Here is a 4385-nt window from a genome sequence, read left to right as displayed (position 1 = left end):
GATAAGCCGCGCAAAGCGTCTTACTGCAGGTGATCGTGCCAGTTTTTCCAGTAGCAGCATGGTGTTGGTTGTTCCTGAGTACTATTTGGTTGAAAGCTGAAAGCTCATGGCTCAAAGCTGAGGGCTGAAAGGGGCGTTCATGGGATTATTGTTTCGTGCTGTTGATCGCATTGATGCGCCCCTTGATCATTGCGGCCATTTCTAAGCCTTCCTGTCCAATTTCTTGAGCTGGCCGCCCTTTATCCAGCTTTCCGGTGAAATATATCCAAAAGGGTTATGGTTTCATACAGCGAGCCTCTCGATATGTACAGGTATTGCGCGAACTCCTTTTTGGAAAATCGACCTTGGCCCTCGGCAATGTTCATTGCCACACTGGTAGAACCGGCTTCTATCTGCGCCAATAGGCGATAGTGCTTGCGATCAGTCGACACGGCATCGACCGTGTCGATCACGTTTAGGCAAACGTTACCGCCCGTTGCCATACATCCAATTGCTTGAACGCAAATTGCATTGTCTTTCAGCTTCCACCTTTGAGCCTTGAGCTTTCACCTTTGAGTCTTGAGCATTGAGCTTGACCTTTGAGCTTCATTTTTAAGGTAAAAATTCATCCAGCGTTCGTGATGTCAGCACGGCAAACCGGTCCAAGTCGCCGCGCACCTCTTCCACCTGCTCCTTGGAGGCCATGGGAGCGATCAACCGCACCAGGGCGCCATCGGTCCGGCGCCGGAAGATGCCGTCCCAGACCATGTAGAACTTGGCGGCATATTCGTTGGTAAAGTTGCGGCCGCGCCCCTGGTACCAAAAATAGCTCAGCTGCCAATAGCCGTTTTTTTCGATGATCAGCTCGTTGATTTGGAGCCGGCCGCCATAGGCCCCGGGGGAATCGGTCTGCAGCGTCCGCACGCGGTTGGTGTGGATATGCCAGCCGGCACCCGGCAGGCACAACCGGGGGGAGTGGATGAAGTCCCCACCCTTCTTCTGGTATTCATAGAAGGCGGTGTAGAAGTTGATCGGCGGCTTGCCGGGCTGGCTGTAGTCGATGATCGTGTATTCCTGGCCGCCGACCTGCGCCCATATTTCGGCTTCCATCTGGCTTTTGCGCCCGGTCCGTCCCCCCAGTTCCAGGGGGTAGCTTGCCAGGTCCTTCTTCAGGGTCATCGGGGAAACGTCGCCCAGCACGCCCACCACCATGGGGCTGACCAGGCAGAAGGCCAGGGCGATGCCGGTGGCCGTCAGGTGTCTTTTCAGGTTGACCGGAGATGGTCTGTCGTCTCTTTCCGGCCGCCGCTCCCGAGGACCGGGTTTGCCGGGGAGCAGGCTCAGCAGAAAGGCAATACCCAGAAACAGGGCGAAACAGGCCATGAACACCGCCCAGCCTGAGAAATCGTGGAAAAATCCCTGGGCCACCTCCACGCCGTAGTAGTGGGCCAGGATGCCGGTGCCGGCAATCCGCACCACGTTGGTACCCACGGCCAGGGGAACCGTGACGGCCACCAGCACCAGCCGTTTCCACCAGATCATCGGCCGGTAGAAAGCAAAAATCACGCCCAGGCAAAGCAGGGGCAGGACAAATCTGAGGCCGTTGCAGGCCTCCACCACCTGGAACTGGCTGAAGCCCATGTCGATGACGTTGCCTTCCCGGTAGGCCAGAAAGCCCAGCGCGTTGAGGATGTCGACCGACACGGACGAGGCGATGAGCTGCAGCGGGAAAGTCAGATTGCGGTAAACAAATCCGGGCAGGGGCAGCATGAGGTAGAGCAGCAGCAGGGGGAAAATGATGACGCGCACCAGAGCCATGCCGTAGATCCACCACACGGCGCCGATGAAGAGGGTGATGATGGCAGCCCGTGCGGTGAACAGTTCGGCACCCAGTTCACCCACAGTGAACAGGACCACGGCTGCGGCCATAACCAGCAGCCCCCGCCAGTCCATCCGTGGAGTCAATGCAAGGATCGCTTCGCGTTTTTCCCAGATCAGGAAAAGCGAAACCGGCAGAATCAACAGGCCGTGGGAGAAATCCTCGTTGTGGGTCCACTGGTGGTAAAGCCCGGTCAGCGTGTCCCAAAAGGTCCCGATCACCACCGCCAGAACAACCCCTGCCGGAAGGATCCACACCTTGACAATCTCCTGGTTCACTTTCATATCTCACTCAACCTTGATGGCCTCGTAAAAAGTCGAAATGTCCTCTTTTTTGTCATCCCCGTGGAGGCGGGGATCCAGTATTATCATATGCTTATAGATTCCCGTCTTCACGGGAATGACATATTTTGGGACTTCCAAATAACTTAACCTTGATGGTGAATGCAGGCGATCACGTCGACGATGCGCTGTACATCCGCTTTGGTCATAGCCGTTCCCGACGGCAGGCACAACCCCTTTTCAAATAGCCCTTCAGCGACCTTGCCACCCACCACCCGACATGGGTATTCCTGGCTCCCGCTCACCGCTCTCTGCTCACTGCTCACTGATCCCAGCTTTGAGCTTTCGCCTTTCAGCTTTTCCCTTCCAGCTTTGACCTTGGCATGTGGCGCTTCCGCCCTAAAGACCGGCTGCAAATGCATGGGCTTCCACACCGGCCGGGACTCGATGTTCTGGGCTTCCAGGGCCAGCCGCACCGCCTCCCGATCCGCACCGAAGGCCAAAGGATCGATCAGGATCACCGTCAGCCACCGGTTGGATGTGCCATATGACGCCTCGGGCATAAAACTTATTCCGGGCAGGCGTTCCAGCGCCGCCCGGTAGTCGTCGAAAATTTCTCGTTTGCGGCGCACCCGCTCATCCAGGCACGTGAGCTGTCCCAGTCCGATGGCGGCCACGATGTTGCTCATACGGTAATTGTAACCGATCTCCGTGTGTTCGTAATGCGCAAACGGTTGGCGCGCCTGCTGGGACAGATATCGCGCGCGCGCAATGAATGCGCCGTCATCGCTGGCCAGCAAACCACCCCCCGAGGTGGTGATGATCTTGTTGCCGTTGAATGAAAACACGGTCGCGCGGGCCCCGGCACCGGCATGGCGGCCGCGGCAGGTGGCCCCCAGGGACTCGGCGCTGTCGGCAACCACGGGAACGCCGTAAGGTTCGCAGATTTTCATGATGCGGTCCAGATCGACGCTCTGCCCGTAAAGGTCGGTGGGCACCACCGCCTTGGGCAGCCGTCCTCCCCGGCTGCAGCGCAGCAGTTCTTCGGCCAGCAGATCCGGGTCCAGGTTCCAGGTCTGCGGGTCGGCATCGATGAACACCGGCCGGGCGCCCTGGAAAATCACCGGAGAGACGCTGCCCATGAAGGTCAGGGTCGAGGCGAAGACCTCGTCCCCCGGCCCGACATCCAGAATACGCATGGCCAGATGCATGGCCGCCGTTCCGCTGGCCAGGGCCACGGTATGGGCGATGCCGACTTTCTCGGCAAAAGCGCGTTCAAAGTCATCCACCATGGGGCCCAGCGGGGCAATGTAATTGCTCTCGAAGGCCGCTTTGACGTACGCCAGTTCGCGGCCGCTCATGTGGGGGGGGGAGAGGAAGAGGCGAGGGTGGTTAGGCATAGTTGTTTTTAGTTTTAAGATTTACGTTTTAAGTTTTAAGATTTCTAATCGACATTCCCGTTTCCACTTAAAACGTAAAACATAAAACGTAAAACTTTCGTTCTGTTACATTTTAAGATTTATTTTCTTGGAAGCGGGTCATTCTTCAGCGATTTGATTAATGCGTGCAGCATGGACGAAATCGCTTTCAGTTCTTCGGTGATTTCTTTCTGTATTTCCTCGGCAAGAATTCCAATTTTGCATGCGATATAGGCTTGGGTTCGGAGTTCGGCGGCAGAGCCTTTGGCAATGTGAAGAAACCGGATGAATTCAGCCTTTGAGTCTCTCTCGGCACCCTCGGCGATATTTGACGCAATCGACACCGATGCCCGCGTCATCTGATCCTTTAGGCCGTAATCTTTGGATTCTTTGAGAATTTCATAAATCCGCACGGATAGCCGGCAGCCTCTTTTCCAAACTTCCAGGTTTTCAAATGACCCATATGCCATCAATCTTTCCCCAGTTTCCACTTAAAACTTAAAACATAAAACGTAAAACTACTGGCCTATTTACAATCCGGACAAACAACATCAAACAGCAGCACCTCCCGCAGCCATCGGACCACCCCCGGCGATCGGTTTCTCAGCCACGCGTCGGGGCCGCCCATCACAACCATCCCGCCCTCGGCCAGACTGCCCCACAGCTGGACCATTTCATTGTAGATCAGCTTCAATCGGGTGATGCGGGCCTGCCTGGTCATCGGTCCGACAGGCAAGGTGTCCACCTTGTGCATCCCGATGCGGCAGCCGGCCGTCAGCGTGGTCAGTTTCAGAAGAAAAAAAGAGCGCGGCATGTGATAGTCCGAGG

At 56.4% G+C, this 4385-nt stretch carries 5 protein-coding genes; all 5 read right to left on the bottom strand.

Annotation, left to right across the window (positions count from 1 at the left end; all coding sequences use genetic code 11):
* Nucleotides 1-239: 239 nt before the first annotated feature.
* On the bottom strand, nucleotides 240-482 hold the full coding sequence (locus R6V78_RS21175) for a four helix bundle protein (protein ID WP_410291388.1): 243 nt from the start codon (nucleotides 480-482) through the stop codon (nucleotides 240-242).
* A 109-nt stretch (nucleotides 483-591) separates the two neighbouring features.
* Nucleotides 592-2142 (bottom strand): VPLPA-CTERM-specific exosortase XrtD, encoded by a 1551-nt coding sequence (gene xrtD, locus R6V78_RS21170; protein WP_410291387.1) that lies wholly within the window; start codon nucleotides 2140-2142, stop codon nucleotides 592-594.
* Nucleotides 2143-2285: 143 nt separating this feature from the next.
* The gene (locus tag R6V78_RS21165; RefSeq protein WP_410291386.1) at nucleotides 2286-3539 is read right to left on the bottom strand and encodes a DegT/DnrJ/EryC1/StrS family aminotransferase; all 1254 of its coding nucleotides are present in this window, start codon (nucleotides 3537-3539) and stop codon (nucleotides 2286-2288) included.
* 119 nt (nucleotides 3540-3658) lie between these two features.
* Nucleotides 3659-4027 carry a four helix bundle protein gene (locus tag R6V78_RS21160; protein ID WP_410291385.1) on the bottom strand — a complete coding sequence of 123 codons (369 nt, stop codon included), beginning with the start codon at nucleotides 4025-4027 and terminating at the stop codon, nucleotides 3659-3661.
* Nucleotides 4028-4083: 56 nt separating this feature from the next.
* A partial coding sequence (locus tag R6V78_RS21155) for a hypothetical protein (protein ID WP_410291384.1) occupies nucleotides 4084-4385 on the bottom strand: 302 nt, incomplete at its 5' end.

This window comes from Desulfosarcina sp. (assembly GCF_046496365.1).
Classification (GTDB): Bacteria; Desulfobacterota; Desulfobacteria; order Desulfobacterales; family Desulfosarcinaceae; genus Desulfosarcina.
This window is presented reverse-complemented; position numbering and strand designations above follow the sequence as displayed.

Bases quoted from the DNA above. Each gene is read 5' to 3' on its own strand.
- R6V78_RS21165 (WP_410291386.1), bottom strand. From the start codon at position 3,539: ATGCCTAACCACCCTCGCCTCTTCCTCTCCCCCCCCCACATGAGCGGC.
- R6V78_RS21175 (WP_410291388.1), bottom strand. From the start codon at position 482: ATGGCAACGGGCGGTAACGTTTGCCTAAACGTGATCGACACGGTCGAT.
- xrtD (WP_410291387.1), bottom strand. From the start codon at position 2,142: ATGAAAGTGAACCAGGAGATTGTCAAGGTGTGGATCCTTCCGGCAGGG.
- R6V78_RS21160 (WP_410291385.1), bottom strand. From the start codon at position 4,027: ATGGCATATGGGTCATTTGAAAACCTGGAAGTTTGGAAAAGAGGCTGC.